Raw genomic sequence first — 17688 nt, 5'->3', positions numbered from 1 at the left:
ATACTTTATTACTCTTTCTGTTAGTATTAAATTTAAATACTAATTAATTTCAACCTATTTTTTGAAATTCTTATCAAACCAAAGTAAATAGACGATAGCACCAACTGGTACACCGACCAATGGCGTTGTAACCAAACTTACAACAAACACACAGGCTATAATCGTTAATATATCATTAGTACGTCACTTTTTATTTAATAAGTAATTCCACATTTCTTTTAGACTCATTTCAATCCACTCCTTAATATTTAAAAGTCCAAATCAATCAAAAGCTTTCAGAACCAGAAACAAAAGAAATCTACAATCAAAGAAAAATGGATGTAGAACCTGTTTTTGGATTTATGAAGGCTATTTTGGGTTTCACTCGAATGTCGGTTAGAGGCATAAATAAAGTCAAAAGAGAACTTGGATTTGTATTAATGGCACTTAATATAAGAAAAGTAGTAGCTCAACGAGCTAACTATAATCAAAATAATAATGAAAAAGGCAATTTCTATATTATTTCAATAGAAATTGCCTTTTTTTGTTAGTCTGAGATGTTTATGTCCCAGCCTCTATCTTATGCTACTTAAATCCTTTTCGCTTAATTTGTCTAAATGTAAAAATACCAAAGATTATAATAAATAGCCCTTGAGTGCATCTAATTAAAGTTGAACTAAAATCTATCGCTCCAACATTTAATGTTTCTCCTATAACTGGTATAACTATATTAAACGCTAGCAAGAATAAAGTAATTCCTACTAAAACTTGTTGTGACTTAGGCATAAAAACTCTCCTATTTATAAATTATAGTATGACTGCAACAAATGTTGCTGCAACTCCATCTGCTGCCACTTTATTTAATCCAGCATTTTTTTGCAAATAATCACTTATGATTACTGTTGCCTTTTTCTGAGATTGTGCAAGCATGTTAACTAAATTGGTTACCGATTTGTAATGTAATGCTACAAGCTCTTGACCAGAAGTAGTTTCTATTTTTTTAATCATTTTATCCCAGCCTTTTTGGCCAACCTTTTTCATTACAGCTCTTATACCTTCTGCTGCTGCTTTTGCAGCTATTGTCGCTTTACCACGTTCTTCTGAAGCTGCTATGTTATTCTTTAATTCTTGTTTAACTGATGGGTCTTTAAAATCACTCTCTGGCATTTCATTAATTGCTTTAATCCAAGCTTCTTTATACTTAATATACTCTTCTTTTGCTTGTTGGTCATTATTTTTCTCTGTAGTAGCTGCTTTCACTTGCGCTGAACTCATTGTTAAAGGTTGTAATAAAATCGTACTTGCTAAAAATACAGTGCTAAATTTCAAAAATTTGTTTTCCAAACCTATACCCCCTGTTTTTTAGTTCCCTACAACCACATTGTACATAACCTTTTATTTATTTGTTTTTTATTGCCCATATGTCTGAATTATGTTCCTAAATGTCTAATCTTAATAATTGAATGTAACGATAACAAATAACCCACTAACATTTCTGCCAATAGATGATTACGGTGGTCAATATTTAATTGGTATACATATATCACACTCGTGTTGTTCTACAACGTTTACTATGTATCTTTCCATAATCACTCTTGTATTATCATACTCATACCTACTTTCACTAACAAGCTCATGCAAGCGCATGTATAAGTTTTGCACTGCTTGTGAAGTATGCTCTATTCTTAAAATAAGATATAAACCACCTTCAATATAACGATATTTTAATTGCTTCATATTTTTATCTTTTAGCACTACACAAACATCATATCGATAATTTAATGGATCTACTTCGTTAGGATTATCCAATGCTATACCATAAATAATTGTAGATTCATCCCATAACCCATTACCTTTAATTATATTTTTTAACTCTTCCATTAATACAATATTATTTTCCCCATATTCACCTATGTTTCTTAAATAACCTACAAAGGTATTTTCTATATTCTCAATATATTTTTTCATTTTATCATCTCCTCTATTACAAACTACTGCCATTTAAAATTTATTACAATATATATTTCAAAATCTTTTAAAAAAATTATTAAACCACCATCCTTTTATAAAGATAGTGGCTACAATACTAATCCCCCAACGGAACATCATTTATAATCTTAGTTCTATTAGGGTACTGCTTATCCATTTCTTCTTCTACTTCATCACCCCATTCACCAACATTAATGATTACTGGTGTATCTCCAGTAAGCTCATGATTATCTGTAAATAACGTGTGATACTTACCTAATAAATCACGCGTTTTTAAACGATCACTTACCTTAATAGGTACTTCAATCACCTCAACGCTTTCGTTGTAAACGATGTTGTATTTGCCTGTATCTGAATTCTTCACGTATTAACCACGTTTAGTGACTACCTCTTTCATTTCTGGTTCTTCTCCTACTGCTGCATTAGACAAAAGATGTAGTATCTCATTCGCAGTAAGCACATTATCATCAATAACCTTGCTTTTAACTTCATTGAGATAGTTTGCTATCTTTTTTCATTCTTTAATAGTCTACTGCCTTGTGTGTGGGCGCTCTATGGACTGTATCCTGCCTTGATAGCCGACTGTGTTAAGTTTAGTGTCTTTAGATATTCAGAGACAAACTTTGCTTGTCTTGGCTTTAATTCACTCATTCAATCACCTCTTTATAAAAAGGCTAGACATAAGCCCAGCCCAATTTTTTATACAATTAAATTTTTCTGTTTTTCTTAGCAAGTTCAAGTATTTTGTCGCCTGAACTCTTTTCACTTTTAGGCATATTAGCTTTAACATCTGCAATTACTGATTGCTTAATTGCATCTATAAATTCATCATCTAAGTTATAAGCTTTCTTTAATTTATCTATTGTATTCTCAGTATTATTTAATTTATATTGTGTATTTGTCATTTCTATTTACCACCTTTAAATTTTAATTTTTTATGATGTATGAACGGTAATTCACTAACATTTATAAAATCACTGTATAATGTTTCTTTAAAGTTATTCCTTAATGCTAGAGTAATTGATTTATCATTTTGAGACTTCTTAAATATATCCTCACTTTGATACACATCAGTAAAATGTAAAAATTCATCTTCATAATCCTTATTTACACGTTCAATTTTGTCTACAACTACATTGTATTGATCTACGACAGTTTTTAATTCTTCAAGTAGTTCAACTTTTTCATTCGCATATAAATGCGGTAAGTCTTTTTGATGCTTCAATAATTCAATAGTTTTATTGTCTCTTGCGTCTTGTGAAACCTCTTTTTTCGTATCAAAACGCTTAGTTATGGCTTTCAATCTATTGTCATCTTCTGCAATTACAGTGAACAAGTCATCTGCTTTGGCATCTTCACCACTAGCAATTAATTCTTTATATTTAGATTGATTCGCCTTATTTTTAGCTTCCAGTTCTTGCTTTTGTTGTTCTAAATCTAAAATACTTTGTTCTTGATTATTAATATAATCATTATATTCATCGAATAAATGTTGTGTTTTCATTTTGTCACTCCTTATCTATCCATTAATTTTTAAAAATACTTTTTTATCTTCCAATACTTTTTCAAAGTCTTTATCTCCGCCATAATCCAACTTATCATCTGCCTTCTTGATTCTTGAGGGCTCTGTTTCATTAACGATTCTAGTTAAATTTTTTTCATATTCAGCAAGTGATCCATATTCTGCCATTTCTACTTTGCCCCTCTTCTTTAATTTGTTTCGCTTGTGCTTCATTATGCTCACGTCGTTTAATTTCTCGTAATTCATTTCTTTTTGTGCGATTATCTGTTACTAGTTTATACAATTCGCGCTTTAATATGTCTATAATATCTGGTATATAGGTGCCATGAGATTTCATATATCGCTTAATATCATTCTGTTCATTAATAGTGTACTTACCTATCACCTTATAAAAAGCTTTTAAGTCTCTTTGACTCTTTCGAACAAACTTATCCAACTTCTGCTTTTGCTCCATTATCTCTATTGCTAATGTCTCTAGCGGAAAAGCTTCATAGTATATTTGATGTAGGTATTCATCACTAGATAAACGTGGGTAAATGCGTTCATACATCATTTCTATATCTTCTTCTGCTCCACTTATCTTTTCTGAGATGTAGTAAGGATTAAATCTTGTAAGTAATTCATAATCACTAACTTCTTTTTTTACTTCGTATGTCATTGGTGGGTCATATGTGCCATATACAAGCTCTGATTGATTATCAATAATAATACTCACCTACTATACCTCTAGTTTCTTTATAGCTTCATAACGTCTCATACTGCCATCGATAAGCCTTTGTATACTGAGCATTGCTTGTTGTTGTTCTTCCTTATTACTAATCATGTAATAGCCACGTTGCGCCTTTTTATAGCTACAACCAATAGCATACCCATGTCGCTCAATTTAGTTACTAATTACTGATCTAATCCATCGTTCGTTTGTGCTATTTATCTCATAACCTAATTGATTTAATATCTTTTCTTTAGTAATATATTTATTCGAAGCATTTCTTATCACGTTGAGTATCTGCAAGTGGTCATCGGGTAAGGTTTGCTTCTTTTTTCTTTTACTAATGTCATTGTTTTTTCACCTCAATCCATTTTACTTTATACCTTTTTTACACGTTTAAAAAAACTAACGTTCGCTTTTTAATGCTGTTTTAAAACTGTTAAACATTTACAAAAATGCCTATATAACAACAATAGAATAGTTTTATCATACATAATCACACGATGCCATATATAGAACTAACGTTCTCTTTCGTGAACATTATTGCAATTTCATTATCAAATCATTATTATAATTGGTGGTCTTTATGAAAAGGTATCTGTTACTTATCACTATGTTTTTTTCTGTCATATTAGGTTTATACATATATATCGGAGCAACATTTAACCTCTACTCGTTACATTTAGCTCCTCAAACATTAATTGGAATCTTTTTAATACTTGCAGGAGTAGTTCAATTATTAGGTGGTCCAAAACCATACTTAGCATATTTATTTATAATTGTTGGAATAGTTTTACTAATTTTAAATTAACAAGTAAAGGAGATTTATTATGAGCTTACCCGTCGCTATTATACTAGGAATTATCGCTATAACTATCTACGCTTACTTTTGGGCATCTATATTTCGTTGGGATAATAATAGAAAAGCTAAAGGTAACAACTTAAAGTTAATGAGAAAGAGCACGTTCTATTCGATTTTTATCGTGCATGCTATTTGTGCAGCTATCTTTGTTGTCATTGCAATCTATATCAGTTATTTTAAATAAGTTACTTTAAACTATATTGCCTTGCTAGCAAAGTACTGTAAATGATATTACGATTGATATAAACCAACTACTATTGGATAAACTTTTTTATGTGACCAATATTAATCATTTTTGATTAACATTACTTTTCCTTCAATCCAATCGGACTTTTTTGTCCGTTTGCTATAGCTCTTTTTTGAGCATGTACTTTTGGTTACTCTTTTTTCGGAAACAAATAATGCCGTAACAATTTGTAACATCGCGTTTCACGCCCCCACCCCACACTCTAAATTGTCATCAATTATCATCATGAAAGAACGAAACGTGCCCCCTTATATACTCAGAACATTTGCATTTCTTAACAATTTTTAACAAAAAGGGAGCACCCAAATAGGTACCCCTTGCGTGAAAACATTATGAAAAACTACAGTATATAGCCACCGGTTTATGAAATTAATTTTTACGACTTTTAAGTCTGTAATCTTCACCAGACATTTTTATAGTTGTTGTATTTTTCATCATTCTTGAGAATATCTTTGAAAGATCTTTATCTCCCATTAATTCTTTTTCAGTGTTATTTGTAGTAAAAATATTGTTTTGTCCTGTTCTTAGATTAAGGACATCAAATATTTTAGATTTTCCATAGTTTGTAAGAGACGTTCCATAATCATCAAGAACTAAGAAATCTACGTCTTTAATAATGGTATCTAGTTCTTTTTCAGTCGTATCAGAATGCTTATTATAAGTATCTCTGTAGGTAGATACTTACTGAGTAACATCAGCGAACAATACAGTATATCCTTGCGCCTTTAATTCATTAAGGGCTAGACGATTTTCCTAGTCCAAATGACCCCTGCAAAAGCAATGAGCACTTATTTTCTTTTTCCATTGAAAATTTAGATACATATCTCTAAATAATTTGCTTTGATCTGGTTAAATTCTCATTCGGCGGAATATAATTATCAAACGTAGCATTTTTCAAATCATCATTTAACATTGAATGATTAAAAATACTGTTAATCTTTCCACGTTTAATCTTATCCTTATACCTACTAGTGCTATTTTTAGCTAATTCAATCATTTCGCAATCACAACCTATACGCACTTCACTACCATTACTAAACCTTACATAATCATATAGATTGCCACAGCGTTCGCATCTTAAATCATTTTCTTGTTTCTCAATGCTATATTTTAATTTAGATTTCATATCCATTTCATCTATACTTTTCATAAAGGACCTCCATTATCAAATGCATTCAAGTATTGTTGTCTTTCTGGTGAATTAAGCCAATCATCTTCTTCATTACTTGAACTAGTTTTTTCACGTTTATTCTTTCTAGCTTGTACATCTTCTATTGATTTTATATTGTCGTTATACCAAGATTTCAGAATCGCATTTGTATAATTCCAATTAGTTACATTTAAAACAAAGTTAAGTAAACTAAACACTTTGAAAAGATTTGTCGATGAAGACATTTTAATCAACAAAATAACACTCTCTTATGCATAAAAAGTATTCGATGAAATAGATAATAAAGGCTATGTATATCAAGTAAACAAAGAAGCATTAAGTATATTTAAACACGTATTTGAGTACGCTAGACGCATATATAAATTACAAGATTTGGAATTCTTAAAAGATATTACGCTAAACAAAAAATCAAAACGTATGATGAGATTAAAAACAAGCGTAATAAATATCTTGAGTTAAATGAAATAGATGGGTGTATCTTTTATGCTTTGTATTCGATAATTTTCAAACACTACCCTTTTTCTAATTAAAGTTAAACAAAAAGAACCCTAAAACCACTGTGGTTTTAGGGTTCTTTGCATACTTCAATATTATTTAGCTGGTACAACGGCACCATCATATTTTTTATTGATTTCATCTTTAATTTCTTTAGATTGTAATACTTCCATCAATGCTTTGATTTTTTTATCATCTTTATGCCCTTCTTTAACAGCAATTAAATTGGCATAAGGATTGTCTTTCGCTTTCTCTAATACAATAGAATCATCTTTAGGACTTAATTTTTGATCGATTGCAAAATTAGAGTTGATAATGACAGCATCAGCATCTTCATTTTGATAAATTTTCGGTAAGTATTCTGCAGATTGTTTATTATTAAATTTGATATCTTTTTTGTTTTCTACGATATCATCAAATTTTGCATCTTCAATCTTCACGCCATCTTTTATTTTAATTAATCCTGCATCTTGGAAGAATTTTAAGAAACGGCCTTCTTCAGCTGGATTATTAGAAACATAAACTGTGGCACCTTTTGGTAAATCTTTTAGACTCTTATACTTTTTAGAATAAACAGCCATTGGTTCTAAATGAACATTACCCGCTGATTCTACTTTATATCCTTTATCTTTTTTCTCAGTTTTTAAGTAAGGTGTATGTTGGAAAAAGTTTGCGTCTAATTCACCTTTATCTAATAATTTATTCGGTGTTGTATAATCATTGATTGTTTTAATTTTCAAATCATAGCCTTTATCTTTTAATAATGGCTTGGCTTTTTCTAATATTTCAGCATGAGGGGCTGGAGAAGCACCTACTGTAATTTTTTTATCTTCACTACCTCCACTATTCCCACAGGCTGCTAAAACAAGCGCTAATACAAGCACAGAAGCTAAACTAAATAATTTTTTCATATAAAAAGTCCCCCTTTTTAAGATTATCTCTTGTCAATTTTATTAGTAGCCCAATCACCAATAAATTGAATGATGAACACTATAATAAGGATTAAAATTGTTGAAACAAAAATAACGTCATTTTGATTTCTAGTGAAACCTGTTAAATAAGCTAGGTTACCTAAACCACCTGCACCAATAACACCGGCCACTGCAGTTGAACCTACTAAAGCAATCGCTGTAACAGTAATACCTGAAATTAACGCTGGCATCGCTTCAGGTAAAAGTACTTTTTTGACTACAGTCCAAGTAGTAGCACCCATTGACCAAGCCGCTTCAATAACACCTTTATCAATCTCTTTAAATGCAATTTCTACAAGTCTGGCATAGAATGGCGCCGCACTAATGATTAAAGCTGGTAATGCTCCAGTTGGACCACTAATCGTGCCTAAGACTAAACTTGTAAATGGAATTAATAAAAGTATTAAAATAATAAATGGTATCGCTCTAAACAAGTTAACTATAAATGAAACAACGCTATAGAAAACTCTTGCTATAGGTGATTTACTTTTAGCTGATAAAAATAGTAATACACCTAATATTAAACCTAATACAAACGCAAAAATTGTCGAAATTACTGTCATATAAATTGTTTCGTATGTCGCTAACCAAACTTCGTCCCAGCTGACGTTTGGCATTGTAAACATCTCGCGGAGGATGTCACTCAATGAATTACCCATGTCTTAACACCTCCACTGATACATGTTGCGCTTCTAAATCATTTTTGAACTTTTCGAATTTTTCTGAATTTACCTCGCCCAATTGAATTACTAAGAATCCAAGTGAACCGTCTTTTGTATGTTTAATATTAGCTTCTAATATATTCACATCAATATTATGTGTTTTCGTTATGTATGACACTAGTGGTTGCGTGGCATTATTCCCTGTGAAATTCAAACGTACAACATAATCATCTTCATTAAGCGATACTAAGTCACTAATAGATTCATCGAAATCATCATTTAAATCATCTTTGACAAAGCGTTTTGTAACGGCATGTTGTGGATTTTCAAAGACAGTGGATACTTGACCCTGTTCAATCACACGACCGTTTTCCATAACAGCTACTTCATCGCATATACGTCTAATGACATGCATTTCGTGCGTGATAATCACTATTGTCAAATTTCTTTCTTCTTTAATTTTCAATAATAACTCTAAAATTTCATCTGTTGTTTGTGGATCCAAAGCACTTGTCGCTTCATCACAAAGTAATACAGTTGGTTCGTTTGCTAACGCACGTGCAATACCTACACGTTGTTTTTGACCACCTGACAGCTCTGAAGGATATGCACTTTCTCTACCTTTTAGTCCAACAAGTTCTACTAATTCTTTTGCTCGTTGTTTTGCTTCACGGCGAGGTACGCCGGCTATTTCCAATGGAAATGTAATATTATTTAATACAGTACGCGACCATAGTAAATTAAAATGTTGAAATATCATGCTCACTTTTTGACGCTTTTTTCTTAATTGTGATTTTGATAGCTTACCAATTGTATCTCCATCGATAATGACGTCTCCTGAAGTCGGTTGTTCGAGGTTATTTAAAAGTCTAATTAAAGTACTTTTCCCCGCACCTGAAAAACCAACTACTCCAAAAATCGAGCCTGATTGAATACTTAAATCAACATGATCTACAGCCAGTACGTCCTGTTTTTTCGTTTTGTACTTTTTGACTATTTGATTTAACTCAATCATAGTGTTTCCTCCTTGTGTTGCTATTCATTCAATTAAAAAATGCTTCCTCTATGTTCACCGAAGTATAGAGAAAGCAAAATTGCTTCTCTCATCTTCTAAAGTTTTAAAACTTTATGTGAATTGGCACCATTTCTTTTAAAGACGGTTGCCGGGCTTCATAGGGCACATCCCTCCACCTCTCGTGATAAGAGTTTCATTATTTAATTATTTTTAATCCTACCATTGCACTAATGTTTCGTCAATAACTATTTTAAATTTTCTAACAAATAAGGCACCGATTGAAACGCATAGATTCTTTTTTGCTCTTCACCTTTTGACATTACTAATAAAACTGGTACAGATTGAATTTCATACGATTGGCTAAAATCGGGATGAAAGTTTAAGTCCATTTTTATTGTAGGTAATTTCAAAATATCATTCGCAATATCTAGCATACGTTCAGAAATCTTACATGTCCCACATGTTGGCGTATAACCAAATATAAGATACTTATCTTCGTTTATATATTTATTGACGTCAACGCGTTGTTCACTTGTTACATTCATGTTAATAAACTTACCCTTTCAGCTATATAATCCAATCTTGCTTTCGCTACTTTGTCCTCATCCTTTACTATAAAACCATGTTTTTCCAATACTCTAGATAAATATGGTCTAGGACAACGAGCAACTTCACAAAATTTTTTATCTACTCTTATATGTCTACTCTCACTTAAATAGCGTTTGAACCATTTTCGTATTCTTTCACCTTCATCATCAGAATCTACAAGAATATATACTTGCTTGTCATATAAAGTATCGATCATTTCATCTAATTTATCTACACCCATCGTACCATTCGTGCAGATAATTTCTATCGGTTGATCAATTACCTGTTTGACTCGTTTCTTGTCTGACTTTCCTTCGACAACAATTACTTGGTTCAGTATCGTCATGACATCCACCCTCTAAATGTTGATAGTAAATCTTTCTACTTAGTTCTTCACAATCCGTGGTGACAATAAACATAATTTACATAGTTAAAACATTTCTTATTATTACAACCATAATTTATCATTTTTTAAAATTAAGATGAACTTGTTAGGCTTATATAATTCCTAAGTTTTCAATAATCTACAGTGCTATAAGAAAAACTCCAAGATAATTATATCATGGAGTTCAATGTTATATTATTCGCCAATCATTTCTGAATATTGCTCAGCAGTTAATAATTCATCTAATTGACTTTCATCACTTAGTTCAACTTTAACCATCCAAGCTTTTTCGTATGGTGATTCATTTACGAATTCTGGGCTATCTTCTAACTCGTCGTTAGATTCAACTACTTTACCTGATACAGGCGCGTATAGTTCTGAAACTGTTTTTACGGATTCAACACTACCAAAAGTGTCGCCTTCATTAATTTCGTCATCAACTTCTGGTAATTCAACGAATACGATGTCGCCAAGTTCACCTTGAGCGTATTCAGTGATACCAATAGTTACTGTATTACCTTCAACTTTTACCCATTCATGTTCTTTAGAATATTTTAATTCACTCGGTACTGCCACGAGAATCCCCTCCTAAATGATTTTACATATTAATGATGCCATATGCATACCATACAATCAACTATTTCTTGACATATTAATATTTTTATAATGTTTTCACAGCAATAGTTGAAGCGTTTACATATATTATTTATATTTACAACTTACAGAGATTACTTTTTTTATAAAAAAGTAATTAAGATAACCATGTTGCTTTATATTGGTCTTCTTTAAAACCTACTGTAACTTTGTCTCCAGAAATAGCTAATGGTCTTTTGACCAACATACCATTTGTTGATAATAAATCTAACTTTTCATCATCAGTAAGATCACTCATTTTGTCTTTAAGACCTAATTCACGATATTTAGCACCGTGCGTATTAAAAAGTTTATTTATATCGATATCTGTAGCCTCTAAAATTTCTTTAAACTCGTTTTTAGTGGGCGTATGCTGCACTATATCGATTGGTTCAAAGCTCACACCGTAGTCTTGTAAAAACTTAGCTGCTTTTTTACAAGTAGTACAATTAGGATATTGGTAAAATTTTATCATTATTCTGTACCTCCTATAACTAGTTAACATTAATATATCAAATTTATTGCTAAAACGCTCTAATTAATAAGCTGATTTTTTTTATAACTTTAAAATGTCCGTTATAATAAGCTTAATTATATTTTTAAAAAGGAGAAATTTATGAAACCTATTAATACAAATGAAGCATTTAAAGAAACTGTACAAAGTAGTAATCCAGTTATTGTGAAATTCGAAGCTGGCTGGTGTCCTGACTGTAAAGCAATGGATATGTGGATTGACCCTATCCAAGAAAAATACAATGATTACGATTGGTTTACAGTTAATCGTGATGAGCTTGAAGACGTTGCAGCTGACAACGACGTGATGGGTATACCAAGCTTATTAGTATTTAAAAATGGAGAAAAATTAGCTCACTTACACTCAGCTAATGCAAAATCACCAGAACAAGTAGAATCATTTTTAGCTGAAACATTTAAATAATTGAGATTTTTTATCTCATTTTAAGTGGCTGGGGCAAATTAAATGTCCAGCCTTAATCTTTGTAATAGCAGTATTTTTTAAAGAGCCACTTCTCAATTTATTGAGTTAGTGGCTCTTATGCATGAGCTTTAGTTCAGGCAATCAGTTTTGAGTTAGTGGCTCTTACACCTGAGTCCATACACATGTGTTTCACTTTTGAAAGTTAGTGGTTCTTATGCATGAGCACCAGCTCTTGTAACCAGTTTTAAATTAGTGGGACCTTATAATAACCTTAGACTTAAGTAGGCCTTTTGTCCCTCTCAACCCTACTCGCCTTTACTAACAGGCCGTCGCAATCTTTTTAAATGAATTAGATTTTTGTCTCACTCTCTCATTTTTTATATAAACATTATTTTTAAATTTTGAGTGAATAGCTATAACAATTGGGAGTGGGATAAGAATCTAACGTAAAATTTGATTCTTATCTCACTCCCTAAAATTTGCTTTAAAACTTTTCTATTACCTGCTCCGCATGACGTTTTCTATGTGGCATCTCGTCTTGTAAATCTGTAAGATATAAGAAACCTACAAGTTGTTCATCATCCTTTACATTAAATATTGATCTTATTTCAGGCGTAAATATATATGTCGGTGATTTCCAACATGTGCCAATACCAGCTTCATACAACAATAACATTAGGTTTTGTGCGAAAGCGCCAAATGCCATGTTATTCTCTAAATTTTCTCGTTGTCTCGGATCCCTTTTTAGAATTAAGGCAAGCATGCCACCAAGATTCGTAACGGTATTATAATGATTTTCTTGTTTTTTATCTAAATTAGGAAAGGCAACTTCTGAGAGTTGTTTACTCATCGGACCTAAACGATCTTTAGCGATATGAACCACTCTCCAAGGCTCTCTCATACCATGATTGGGCGCGTCTGTCGCTTGCTGTATTGCTTGATATAATGCGTTATCATCTATCGTCATGTCTCTTTTAAAAACCTTAATACTTCTACGATGTGCAATTGCATCTTGTAGTTCCATTGATTATCGCCCTTTCGTTAATGATAATTATTTTCAATTATAAATCAGGCGACCACTATTTTCAAACTACTCGTATAATTTAATTTGTTCTTTTAATTTTTCAACATGAATTTGACCAGGCGCTTTTGGCGCATCTAAACAACCGTATGAAACTGAACCTCCGAACAATCCCTGAGCAGTTCTTGAAATTAACCCTAACTTAGACATCGCTATACCAACAACGTTTTGTGAAACCGTGTCTACTGTCTCAGACATTGCATTTAATAAATTTAAGACATCTTGTTTATCATGAGGCATAACAGCTACTTTTAAATAATCTGGCTCAAGCTGATGCATTTTATAATATAAACGTTTTAAAATTTCCAATTTAGGTGTCTTTTTGAAATTATGTTGTGATAAGACAACTTCTAGATTTTCACGATGCGCTGAATCTATTACTGTATGATATTTTTCTATTGGCATAGCTTCTTCATATTCAATATCTATCATATCGATGTAGTTTAATGGAATTATCCTCTTTAGCACGTTTAAGTATGCGTCGTTTTCTAGTAGACCTTCTCCACCTTGTGTCTTCGTTCGATAGGTTACTAATAATTTTTTATTTAAGTTTAAATTGTATATATCTTCAGCAATTTTCGCCAGATATGTTTCATCAAAAACTGACCATTGATCTATTCTTAGTTCTATAATATCTATAGATGATTGATATTGTTTCAAATCTTCAATTGTAGTTCGTAGTAATTCACGTTCAGGTGCAATTGTTACAGCTATATCAACTTTTGCCATGTTTAAACTTCCTTTTATAAGTAATATTTAAATAATTGTATAACAATTTCTAAAAATAATACAATTAAAAAAACATATAAATTACTCGTTGAAATGATTTAAATAATTTTTCTTGGGTAAACATGAATTAGAAGTTTTTAAGGAGGTCATAAAATGGCAGTAAATTATGAAACAAAAGCAACAAATACAGGTGGACGTAATGGTCACGTTCAAACTGATGATAAAGCAATTGATGTAGCAATTGTGCCACCAGCTCAAGCTGATGCTGAAAAAGGTACGAACCCAGAGCAATTGTTTGCAGCCGGATATGCTTCATGTTTTAATGGCGCATTTGATTTAATCTTAAAACAAAACAAAGTTAGAGGCGCTGAGCCAGAAGTTACTTTAACAGTACGTTTAGAAGATGACCCAGACGCTGAAAGCCCTAAATTAAGCGTCTCAATTGATGCAAAAGTTAAAAATGTATTATCTCAAGAAGAAGCTGAGAAATATTTACAAGACGCGCATGAATTTTGTCCATATTCAAAAGCTACACGTGGCAACATCGAAGTTGACTTAAATGTATCAGTAGTTGACTAATTTATTTCCCCTCGAAAATTTCTTATTTGAAATTTTTGAGGGGTTTTTTGTCTTTTTATTCCTGATGTAAAATCTAGATGCTTTAATGCTTACATAAAATTTAATCACTTGTTCCCTTCATCTTTACTTTGAGAAAAGATATAAGCAATTAATACAGCAAAAGAAATCAGGATTAGCACTGCTAGTGAAACTATAATAGTTATTAAAGCTCCCACAATTTATGCCTCCATTCACATTTATGCGTCTCACTACATTATACCATAATTATCATATCTCTCTTATTTACTTAAAATACATATTAAAATAAATTTAAAACTTTATAAAAACCTATTCTTTTGTATCTTGAATTGTAAATGTCCACATATTTTTGTAAAACATTAAAGATAGTATTGCTCAAATAAATTATTTCCTTTAATATTATAATTAAATTGGTAAACGAGAATTATTCATACATTATAAAAAAACCTTTGCAGAAGTTAGGAGGCATTGAATGACGCAAATTCGTTATTTAACTACTGAAGATTTTTCTATTTATAAATCCTTATTACTACAAGGCATTCATAAAGAACTCGAAGTATTAGCCTGGAAATTACAAAATGAGAAGTGCTTAAATGATACAGATTTACACAAACTATTATCTGCAGATTCAACAGATTGTATCGTTCTTGGAGCTTTCGAACAAGATGTTCTTATTGGCGCTGTTACATTAATCCATCACCAAACCTATAGTTTATCTCATAAAGCAACCTTAGAAAATATGTGCATTAAAGATGAAAGTCAAATTTCCAAAGAACTTATTTCAAAAATGCTTATGCGTCAAATATTTGAAATATGCCATGAAAAAGAAATTGAAATATTGATGACTTCACTTATTTCAAATAATATCAGTGGCAAAGTCTTTTTTAGTAACTTAAATTTTGAAACACTTGTTTTAGAACAGCACGCTAGAAAGTATGATAATTATTATGTAGATGAACACTGGCTTATATATTACTTTAACGGTGATGACGATGATTTATTTGCTTAATAACAGTGATTGATAAATCGTTGACAACAGGAGACCAAATCCCCTACCTCACAATTAATTTTACGTGCAAGTTGATAGATTGTTTTTAATTTTAAACAGTTTGCTTACTATAATCCTGTCCAACTAATCTTAAAAATAACTTGCAATTATATTGCTTAACAAATATTATTTTTGTTAAGTGCTATTGTATCAATAAATATTCTATTCATCTTATTATTTAAGAGAGGGCTGAACATTTTGAAATATGCTACAACATTATTATCACTGTTCTTGTCATTAATCACACTTGCTACTCCATTGTTAGTAGTAAACGAAGTTTTAGAAGGCAAACTGCCGATATTAGCAGGCGGACTATTTATCTTAGGCGTTATATTAATTAATATATATGCAGCAATACGTGGCGACCGTATTGCTAATTTATTCGCACTATGTGTTTCCATATTTTCATTCGTTTTATTAAGCTATCCATTATGGAAACCTTTTGTAATTGGTTTTTTATAATACTAATAAATATCTCAACTTATTTATAAAAGCTTTATGGTTACTATATCTGTAACTATGAAGCTTTTTATGATTTTATATATATTATTATGCTGTAAATATAAATTTACAAATTTTCTGAAAACGCTATAATATAAAAAATAAGGGGGAGAACATTATGAATTTAGCATTATTAGGTTTTATCATGATAATTATTTTTATGATATTAATCATGACGCGTAAAATGTCAGCATTAACAGCTTTAATTGTTTTACCAACAATTTTCGCTTTGCTTGGTGGGTTCTATGCTGGGTTAGGTAAATTTATGCTCGAAGGAATAGAAACAGTTGCACCGACAGGAATTATGCTTACATTCGCAATTCTTTATTTCGGAGTTATGATAGATGCGGGTCTATTTGAACCTGTAATTAACCAAATCATTAAAGTGGTCAAAGGGGATCCCGTTAAAATTGCATTTGGTACTGTAATATTAGCTTCAATGGTGGCATTGGATGGAGATGGCACAACTACATTTATTATCACTGTCACAGCAATGATGCCACTTTATAAAAAAATTGGTATGAGTTTATACACACTGTCAACGCTTGCATTATTATCTATTGGTGTTATGAATATGTTACCTTGGGGCGGCCCGACAGCTCGAGCTATTTCTTCTTTGCAAGTAACAACCGAAGAAGTATTTATTCCTATAATACCTGCAATGATCGCAGGTATTGTTTTTGCTTTCGGTGTTGCGTTCATACTAGGAAAACGAGCTAAAAGACATATTACATCTTATACCGATATAGATTTAAATGACATTAAACCAGAAATTTCAACTGAAGACTCATTGCTGAAAAGACCAAAAATGTTGATACCAAATGCAATACTTACAATTTCACTAATTGTCTGTTTGGTAATAGGTATACTACCAATCCCAGTAATGTTTATGCTTTGGTTTGGAATCGCAATTTTATTAAATTATCCAAATCTTAGTATTCAAAATTCAGTGGTTAAAAAACATGCAGGCGATGTATTATCAGTTATTAGTTTAGTATTTGCCTCTGGTATTTTTACAGGTGTGATGAACGGTACAAAAATGGTTAATGAAATGGCAAATGCCTTAGTAAATATCATTCCAGATGCTATGGGTAATCATTTTGCATTGATAACTGCGATATTAAGTGGGCCTTTTACATACTTCATGGCAAACGACCCATTCTATTATGGTGTACTACCAATTCTTGCTGAATCTGCACATCAATTCGGTATTTCAAAAGTTGATATGGCAAGAGCTTCTGTATTAGGCCAACCATTACATGTACTAAGTCCTTTATATGCCGCTGGTTATTTACTAGTTGGTATGCTTGATATAGAATACGGACAAAATCAAAGAATTGTAATAAAATGGGCAGTTGGATCTAGTTTATTTATGATACTTGTTGCGTGTATTTTAGGAATTATACCGTGGTAACTTCAAAGTAAACTTTTAAAATAAATTATAAAATATGGGGCTATGCAACTTATCTAAAAAGATAGGCGGCATAGCCCCATTTCTATATACTTATGGCAAGCATTGTAGCATTTATGATTTATTGCTCCAACCTGGAGATAGTAATCATTATAC

The 17688-nt window shown here is 31.4% G+C and carries 26 protein-coding genes, 4 pseudogenes and 1 riboswitch; of the genes and pseudogenes, 8 read left to right on the top strand and 22 right to left on the bottom strand.

What is annotated here, in order from left to right; all coding sequences use genetic code 11:
• Positions 1–54: 54 nt before the first annotated feature.
• On the bottom strand, positions 55–171 hold the full coding sequence (locus J5E45_RS14400; protein ID WP_327621042.1) for a VraH family peptide resistance protein: 117 nt from the start codon (positions 169–171) through the stop codon (positions 55–57).
• A 74-nt stretch (positions 172–245) separates the two neighbouring features.
• Here J5E45_RS14400 and J5E45_RS11595 point away from each other — a divergent pair.
• Positions 246–530, top strand: a pseudogene (locus J5E45_RS11595) (transposase); the annotation flags it as partial.
• 34 nt (positions 531–564) lie between these two features.
• On the opposite strand, the gene J5E45_RS11590 reads toward J5E45_RS11595, so the two are convergent.
• The 9 genes and pseudogenes from J5E45_RS11590 to J5E45_RS11550 form a co-directional block, all read right to left on the bottom strand.
• Positions 565–765 carry a hypothetical protein gene (locus J5E45_RS11590; RefSeq protein ID WP_039069874.1) on the bottom strand — a complete coding sequence of 67 codons (201 nt, stop codon included), beginning with the start codon at positions 763–765 and terminating at the stop codon, positions 565–567.
• 21 nt (positions 766–786) lie between these two features.
• Entirely contained in the window at positions 787–1323 is a 537-nt protein-coding gene (locus J5E45_RS11585) for a hypothetical protein (RefSeq protein ID WP_208182252.1), read from the bottom strand.
• A 174-nt stretch (positions 1324–1497) separates the two neighbouring features.
• Positions 1498–1947 (bottom strand): AraC family transcriptional regulator, encoded by a 450-nt coding sequence (locus J5E45_RS11580; protein WP_158262131.1) that lies wholly within the window; start codon positions 1945–1947, stop codon positions 1498–1500.
• Positions 1948–2065: 118 nt separating this feature from the next.
• Positions 2066–2619: pseudogene (locus J5E45_RS11575) on the bottom strand (terminase small subunit).
• A 56-nt stretch (positions 2620–2675) separates the two neighbouring features.
• On the bottom strand, positions 2676–2873 hold the full coding sequence (locus J5E45_RS11570; RefSeq protein ID WP_107548624.1) for a hypothetical protein: 198 nt from the start codon (positions 2871–2873) through the stop codon (positions 2676–2678).
• A gap of 2 nt (positions 2874–2875) precedes the next feature.
• Positions 2876–3472, bottom strand: a complete 597-nt coding sequence (locus J5E45_RS11565) for a pathogenicity island protein (protein ID WP_208182251.1) — start codon at positions 3470–3472, stop codon at positions 2876–2878.
• Positions 3473–3487: 15 nt separating this feature from the next.
• Entirely contained in the window at positions 3488–3658 is a 171-nt protein-coding gene (locus J5E45_RS11560; RefSeq protein ID WP_155278125.1) for a hypothetical protein, read from the bottom strand.
• Positions 3633–4205: a hypothetical protein gene (locus J5E45_RS11555; protein ID WP_069792486.1), complete on the bottom strand. Its 573-nt coding sequence runs from the start codon at positions 4203–4205 to the stop codon at positions 3633–3635. The genes J5E45_RS11560 and J5E45_RS11555 overlap by 26 nt, the downstream gene beginning before the upstream one ends.
• 3 nt (positions 4206–4208) lie before the next feature.
• Positions 4209–4544: pseudogene (locus J5E45_RS11550) on the bottom strand (pathogenicity island protein).
• A 485-nt stretch (positions 4545–5029) separates the two neighbouring features.
• Here J5E45_RS11550 and J5E45_RS11545 point away from each other — a divergent pair.
• On the top strand, positions 5030–5245 hold the full coding sequence (locus tag J5E45_RS11545; RefSeq protein ID WP_208182250.1) for a hypothetical protein: 216 nt from the start codon (positions 5030–5032) through the stop codon (positions 5243–5245).
• 432 nt (positions 5246–5677) lie between these two features.
• On the opposite strand, the gene J5E45_RS14505 is transcribed toward J5E45_RS11545, so the two are convergent.
• The 3 genes from J5E45_RS14505 to J5E45_RS11535 all read right to left on the bottom strand — a co-directional run bounded on the left by J5E45_RS14505 (position 5678) and on the right by J5E45_RS11535 (position 6703).
• Positions 5678–5923 carry a P-loop NTPase family protein gene (locus tag J5E45_RS14505; RefSeq protein WP_338061908.1) on the bottom strand — a complete coding sequence of 82 codons (246 nt, stop codon included), beginning with the start codon at positions 5921–5923 and terminating at the stop codon, positions 5678–5680.
• Positions 5924–6134: 211 nt separating this feature from the next.
• A complete protein-coding gene (locus J5E45_RS14500; protein ID WP_119571399.1) occupies positions 6135–6458 on the bottom strand; it encodes a hypothetical protein in 324 nt (107 codons plus the stop codon).
• The gene (locus J5E45_RS11535) at positions 6455–6703 is read right to left on the bottom strand and encodes a DnaD domain protein (RefSeq protein ID WP_081324993.1); all 249 of its coding nucleotides are present in this window, start codon (positions 6701–6703) and stop codon (positions 6455–6457) included. Before J5E45_RS11535 ends, J5E45_RS14500 begins: the two co-directional genes overlap by 4 nt.
• On the opposite strand from J5E45_RS11535, the pseudogene J5E45_RS11530 reads away from it, so the two are divergent.
• Positions 6645–6958: pseudogene (locus J5E45_RS11530) on the top strand (tyrosine-type recombinase/integrase); the annotation flags it as partial. The gene J5E45_RS11535 and the pseudogene J5E45_RS11530 sit on opposite strands and share 59 nt — an antisense overlap.
• 111 nt (positions 6959–7069) lie before the next feature.
• Here the strand turns inward: J5E45_RS11530 and J5E45_RS11525 are convergent.
• The 7 genes from J5E45_RS11525 to J5E45_RS11495 all read right to left on the bottom strand — a co-directional run bounded on the left by J5E45_RS11525 (position 7070) and on the right by J5E45_RS11495 (position 11703).
• A complete protein-coding gene (locus tag J5E45_RS11525; protein WP_039068731.1) occupies positions 7070–7885 on the bottom strand; it encodes a MetQ/NlpA family ABC transporter substrate-binding protein in 816 nt (271 codons plus the stop codon).
• A gap of 23 nt (positions 7886–7908) precedes the next feature.
• Entirely contained in the window at positions 7909–8604 is a 696-nt protein-coding gene (locus J5E45_RS11520) for a methionine ABC transporter permease (RefSeq protein ID WP_039068729.1), read from the bottom strand.
• A complete protein-coding gene (locus tag J5E45_RS11515) occupies positions 8597–9622 on the bottom strand; it encodes a methionine ABC transporter ATP-binding protein (RefSeq protein ID WP_069792487.1) in 1026 nt (341 codons plus the stop codon). The genes J5E45_RS11520 and J5E45_RS11515 overlap by 8 nt, the downstream gene beginning before the upstream one ends.
• An 85-nt stretch (positions 9623–9707) precedes the next feature.
• Positions 9708–9813: riboswitch (SAM riboswitch) on the bottom strand.
• Between the two features lie 54 nt (positions 9814–9867).
• On the bottom strand, positions 9868–10167 hold the full coding sequence (locus J5E45_RS11510; RefSeq protein WP_101050266.1) for a thioredoxin family protein: 300 nt from the start codon (positions 10165–10167) through the stop codon (positions 9868–9870).
• Positions 10164–10556: a toprim domain-containing protein gene (locus J5E45_RS11505; RefSeq protein ID WP_039068723.1), complete on the bottom strand. Its 393-nt coding sequence runs from the start codon at positions 10554–10556 to the stop codon at positions 10164–10166. The genes J5E45_RS11510 and J5E45_RS11505 overlap by 4 nt, the downstream gene beginning before the upstream one ends.
• A gap of 234 nt (positions 10557–10790) precedes the next feature.
• Entirely contained in the window at positions 10791–11171 is a 381-nt protein-coding gene (gcvH, locus tag J5E45_RS11500; RefSeq protein ID WP_017722393.1) for a glycine cleavage system protein GcvH, read from the bottom strand.
• Positions 11172–11346: 175 nt separating this feature from the next.
• On the bottom strand, positions 11347–11703 hold the full coding sequence (locus tag J5E45_RS11495; protein ID WP_039068722.1) for an arsenate reductase family protein: 357 nt from the start codon (positions 11701–11703) through the stop codon (positions 11347–11349).
• Between the two features lie 141 nt (positions 11704–11844).
• Between J5E45_RS11495 and J5E45_RS11490 the strand changes: the two genes are divergently transcribed.
• The gene (locus J5E45_RS11490) at positions 11845–12165 is read left to right on the top strand and encodes a thioredoxin family protein (protein ID WP_107548620.1); all 321 of its coding nucleotides are present in this window, start codon (positions 11845–11847) and stop codon (positions 12163–12165) included.
• A gap of 484 nt (positions 12166–12649) precedes the next feature.
• Here the strand turns inward: J5E45_RS11490 and J5E45_RS11485 are convergent, their stop codons facing one another.
• Entirely contained in the window at positions 12650–13189 is a 540-nt protein-coding gene (locus J5E45_RS11485; protein ID WP_119586025.1) for a nitroreductase family protein, read from the bottom strand.
• 66 nt (positions 13190–13255) lie between these two features.
• The gene (gene aroD / locus J5E45_RS11480) at positions 13256–13975 is read right to left on the bottom strand and encodes a type I 3-dehydroquinate dehydratase (RefSeq protein WP_107549966.1); all 720 of its coding nucleotides are present in this window, start codon (positions 13973–13975) and stop codon (positions 13256–13258) included.
• A gap of 153 nt (positions 13976–14128) precedes the next feature.
• Here aroD and J5E45_RS11475 point away from each other — a divergent pair, with 153 nt between their 5' ends.
• The 4 genes from J5E45_RS11475 (at position 14129) to J5E45_RS11460 (ending at position 17535) form a co-directional block, all read left to right on the top strand.
• Positions 14129–14554, top strand: coding sequence for an organic hydroperoxide resistance protein (locus J5E45_RS11475; protein WP_039068714.1), 426 nt, complete (start codon positions 14129–14131; stop codon positions 14552–14554).
• Positions 14555–15044: 490 nt separating this feature from the next.
• Entirely contained in the window at positions 15045–15581 is a 537-nt protein-coding gene (locus J5E45_RS11470; protein ID WP_039068712.1) for a GNAT family N-acetyltransferase, read from the top strand.
• Positions 15582–15818: 237 nt separating this feature from the next.
• Positions 15819–16082, top strand: a complete 264-nt coding sequence (locus J5E45_RS11465) for a hypothetical protein (protein ID WP_039068711.1) — start codon at positions 15819–15821, stop codon at positions 16080–16082.
• A gap of 157 nt (positions 16083–16239) precedes the next feature.
• Positions 16240–17535, top strand: coding sequence for a CitMHS family transporter (locus J5E45_RS11460; protein ID WP_039068709.1), 1296 nt, complete (start codon positions 16240–16242; stop codon positions 17533–17535).
• Positions 17536–17688: the final 153 nt, after the last annotated feature.

Source organism: Staphylococcus shinii, assembly GCF_017583065.1.
In the GTDB taxonomy this organism is placed as follows: Bacteria; Bacillota; Bacilli; order Staphylococcales; family Staphylococcaceae; genus Staphylococcus; species Staphylococcus shinii.
This window is presented reverse-complemented; position numbering and strand designations above follow the sequence as displayed.

Bases quoted from the DNA above. Each gene is read 5' to 3' on its own strand.
- J5E45_RS11580 (WP_158262131.1), bottom strand. From the start codon at position 1,947: ATGAAAAAATATATTGAGAATATAGAAAATACCTTTGTAGGTTATTTA.
- J5E45_RS11505 (WP_039068723.1), bottom strand. From the start codon at position 10,556: ATGACGATACTGAACCAAGTAATTGTTGTCGAAGGAAAGTCAGACAAG.
- J5E45_RS11460 (WP_039068709.1), top strand. From the start codon at position 16,240: ATGAATTTAGCATTATTAGGTTTTATCATGATAATTATTTTTATGATA.
- J5E45_RS11525 (WP_039068731.1), bottom strand. From the start codon at position 7,885: ATGAAAAAATTATTTAGTTTAGCTTCTGTGCTTGTATTAGCGCTTGTT.
- J5E45_RS11485 (WP_119586025.1), bottom strand. From the start codon at position 13,189: ATGGAACTACAAGATGCAATTGCACATCGTAGAAGTATTAAGGTTTTT.
- J5E45_RS11570 (WP_107548624.1), bottom strand. From the start codon at position 2,873: ATGACAAATACACAATATAAATTAAATAATACTGAGAATACAATAGAT.
- J5E45_RS14500 (WP_119571399.1), bottom strand. From the start codon at position 6,458: ATGAAAAGTATAGATGAAATGGATATGAAATCTAAATTAAAATATAGC.
- J5E45_RS11470 (WP_039068712.1), top strand. From the start codon at position 15,045: ATGACGCAAATTCGTTATTTAACTACTGAAGATTTTTCTATTTATAAA.
- J5E45_RS11545 (WP_208182250.1), top strand. From the start codon at position 5,030: ATGAGCTTACCCGTCGCTATTATACTAGGAATTATCGCTATAACTATC.
- J5E45_RS11475 (WP_039068714.1), top strand. From the start codon at position 14,129: ATGGCAGTAAATTATGAAACAAAAGCAACAAATACAGGTGGACGTAAT.
- J5E45_RS11565 (WP_208182251.1), bottom strand. From the start codon at position 3,472: ATGAAAACACAACATTTATTCGATGAATATAATGATTATATTAATAAT.
- J5E45_RS11560 (WP_155278125.1), bottom strand. From the start codon at position 3,658: ATGGCAGAATATGGATCACTTGCTGAATATGAAAAAAATTTAACTAGA.
- J5E45_RS11520 (WP_039068729.1), bottom strand. From the start codon at position 8,604: ATGGGTAATTCATTGAGTGACATCCTCCGCGAGATGTTTACAATGCCA.
- J5E45_RS11490 (WP_107548620.1), top strand. From the start codon at position 11,845: ATGAAACCTATTAATACAAATGAAGCATTTAAAGAAACTGTACAAAGT.
- J5E45_RS11590 (WP_039069874.1), bottom strand. From the start codon at position 765: ATGCCTAAGTCACAACAAGTTTTAGTAGGAATTACTTTATTCTTGCTA.
- J5E45_RS11510 (WP_101050266.1), bottom strand. From the start codon at position 10,167: ATGAATGTAACAAGTGAACAACGCGTTGACGTCAATAAATATATAAAC.
- J5E45_RS11515 (WP_069792487.1), bottom strand. From the start codon at position 9,622: ATGATTGAGTTAAATCAAATAGTCAAAAAGTACAAAACGAAAAAACAG.
- aroD (WP_107549966.1), bottom strand. From the start codon at position 13,975: ATGGCAAAAGTTGATATAGCTGTAACAATTGCACCTGAACGTGAATTA.
- J5E45_RS11495 (WP_039068722.1), bottom strand. From the start codon at position 11,703: ATGATAAAATTTTACCAATATCCTAATTGTACTACTTGTAAAAAAGCA.
- J5E45_RS11535 (WP_081324993.1), bottom strand. From the start codon at position 6,703: ATGTCTTCATCGACAAATCTTTTCAAAGTGTTTAGTTTACTTAACTTT.